General features: G+C 30.3%; 2 protein-coding genes and 1 pseudogene. All 3 read right to left on the bottom strand.

Features of this window, described 5'->3' with window-relative positions:
• On the bottom strand, positions 1-620 hold a 620-nt coding region (locus OW729_RS19285; RefSeq protein WP_407647717.1), incomplete at its 3' end, for an acetyl-CoA hydrolase/transferase family protein.
• Positions 621-826: 206 nt separating this feature from the next.
• On the bottom strand, positions 827-2,278 hold the full coding sequence (locus OW729_RS19280) for a 4-hydroxyphenylacetate 3-hydroxylase family protein (protein ID WP_268063151.1): 1,452 nt from the start codon (positions 2,276-2,278) through the stop codon (positions 827-829).
• Between the two features lie 425 nt (positions 2,279-2,703).
• A pseudogene (locus OW729_RS19275) lies at positions 2,704-3,227 on the bottom strand (4-hydroxybutyrate dehydrogenase); the annotation flags it as partial.

The following is a 3,227-nucleotide window of genomic DNA, read 5'->3' as shown; positions in this document are numbered from 1 at the left end:
TTTATTAATGATGCACAATTTTCTCCTATAGCTTTTTCTATTTCTCCTATTTTAGGTGGTTGAAGTTCTATCATTGGTTTTGACTCTTCAACTATATAATCTATTTCTGAAACATGAATAAATGAATTTCCTAATGTTCTAGGCATTTGATCATTAACTTGTGCAATAACAATCTTTGCACATTCAGCCGCTGCTTTAGTATAGTCAACTGATACACCAAAACTACAATATCCATGTTCATCTGGTGAACTTACTTGAATTAAAGCAACGTCTACTTTCATATATCCTTTTTTGAATAATTTTGGTACTTCATGAAAGAAACAAGTTGTAAAATCAGCTCTTCCTGAATTTACAGCATCTTTTGTGCTACCTCCTGTAAAAATAGCATTATGTCTAAAATGTTTTTCCATTCCAGGCTTTGCATACTCTCCACTTCCCATAGGCACCATATGAACTATTTCTACATTAGAATAACTATCCTTATTGGCTACCATTGCATTTATAAGACCTTGAGGTTCTCCACAAGCATGTCCTATTACTACTCTGTCACCTGACTTTATGTGCGCTACTGCCTCCTTTGCATTAGTAATTTTGTTTTTATAAATCTCTTTCCAATCCATAACTCTTTTTCCTCCTTAAAATATATAATATAAAACTATAACTTTAATTTGTGTTTATTAAAAACCACTAATTAAATTTATATTATATATATTACCACTAATACCTAATAATTTACAGATTGAAAATGCTGCATTCTAGTAATCTATGTATGATAATTTCTAGCCTTTATCCAGAGATAAACTCCAGATAAAGGAAGAATTTTTATTTATTTTATTCTTGCAATTGCTTTAGCAAGCTTTTTCTTGTGAGGTAAATTTCCTTGTCTTGCTATCATTATTCTTTGAGCTTGTGGTGAACCTGCTCCATGCATTGACTCTGTTCTATATCCTACTGCTGCTGTTCCTAATGTAATATTTTCTATTAATCTTAAAACTCTCATTCTATTTTCTGTTGATACTGAAGATACACCAACTAAATATTTTTCTACATAGTGTCCTACTTCTTTACTTCTAAAGTCTTTTTCTGATGGCATTGTTACCATTAATCCACCTGCTATGTCTTCTGCTAATCTTGCTATTTCATATGGGAATCTTGTTACATTTTGCTTACACACATTTGCAAGTAAAAGATCTATTATATAATTTCCTGATTCAGTTTCATGACCTTCTGCAGAACATGCTATTCCACAGGCATATAATGTTTCATTTAAGTGTGTCATTTCTATTAATTTATCTTTTATGTGTGTAGCCTTAGCAGCTCCATTATACTCTGCAGCTAATGCAGCAGCTCCTATTAATACATCACCAACTCCTACCTTACATCCGCCATAGCTTTGTCTATGGTATCCTGCAAATCTTTCAACTAACATTCCTGCATATTCTGTTTCTCCATTTAAGAAGATTCTCTCATTTGGAACAAATACATCATCAAATACTACTAAAGCTTCATGTCCACCAAAATTCTTATTACCTACATCTATATCTGCTCCTTCTTCCATCTTTCTTGTATCACAAGATTGTCTTCCCATTATTATAGTTATCCCTTTAGTATCAGTTGGAATTGAGAAAGATATAGCATAATCTTTATCTTCTGGTCTCATAGCCATAGTAGGCATTACTAATACCTCATGAGAATTAGTTATCCCTGTTTGATGTGCTTTTGCTCCTCTAACAATTACACCATCGTCTCTTCTTTCTACAACATGAAGATATAAATCAGGATCTGCTTGTTTACTTGGTGATAATCCTCTATCTCCCTTTGGATCAGTCATAGCTCCATCAACTGTTAAATCATTTTCTTGAACAAACTTTATAAACTCTTTAAACCTTTGATGGTAGCTTGTACCATAAGTTTTATCTATTTCAAATGTAGTACTATATTCAGCATTAAAAGCATCCATACCAACACATCTTTGGAAACAAGCTGCTGTTTTTTGTCCACATAATCTTAACATCTTTACTTTTTTAATTAAATCATCTGTATTTTGATGAAGATTAGTAAATCTATTAATTTTCTCTCCTGTTAAATTAGATATTGTTGTCATTAAATCTTCATACTCAGACATTTGTGCTAAATCATAAGTCATTTTTACTGAGTTTAGAGATGGACGAATTGTTGGGTGATCCACTACATTTTCTATTTTTTCTCCAAACATATAGACATTCAAATTAAGTTTTCTAAGACTTTCTACATATTGTTCCCCTGTCATTAAAGGCATTTATATCAATCCTCTCTTATTTGTTTACTCTTATTACACACAACTTTCATGCCAATTATTTCATTTTATTGAATATTCTTTATTAACATCAGGTTTTATACATTTCATATAATTCATATAAATAAAAAAATATCAATATTAGTTGCGAAAATGCAACTAATGTTGATATTTTTTTAACGTTTATCCATTATATAGCCTTGTTAATTCCATTATATTGCAAAAATACAACAAGTTGCATTTTTGCATGAAAATTATTCCATTATAGTAATTATTTCTTCCACAGGCTTTCTTGGATGTCTTATAAAGTCTATAATTAAAGGTATTTTCAGAGTGGTATCATTGTTATTAATATTATAAATAAAATAAAAGCAAGAGGTAATAAAATCTCTTGCCTTTATTATTAAAATTAACATGGGAAATGTTAATTAGTATAAGCTCTTATAAATATCACGTATTTCATCTCTTGAAAGTGGAACATAGTTATTAGCTAAAAGTCTTTGTTGTCCTGCAATAACACTATCTGCAAAAGTTTCTATTTCTTCTTCTTTCATTCCATATTCTTTAAGAGGTTTTCTTGCTAATAATTTATCAAGAAGTTTAGCAAGCTCATCATATACATCAACATTTGTATCTACACCTAAAATTTCTGCTAATAATCTATTGATTTCTTTTATACTTCCATCTGGATTTTTCTTGTTGTAAGTCTTAAATACTTCAACAAAGAATTGATAGTTAGCTTCACCATGAGGAACATGATAAACTCCACCTAAAGGATAAGAAAGTGCATGAACAGCTCCAACTCCAGCATTACCAAAAGCAATTCCTGCATAGTTACTTCCTATAACGAAATCTTCTATAATTTCTGTTCTATATTCTTCACCTTTTTCTACTATAGCTTTATAACCCTTGATTATAAGTTCTATAGCTTTAACACTGAATATTTCAGTAT

The organism is Clostridium brassicae, assembly GCF_026738875.1.
Taxonomy (GTDB): Bacteria; Bacillota; Clostridia; order Clostridiales; family Clostridiaceae; genus Clostridium_H; species Clostridium_H brassicae.
This window is presented reverse-complemented; position numbering and strand designations above follow the sequence as displayed.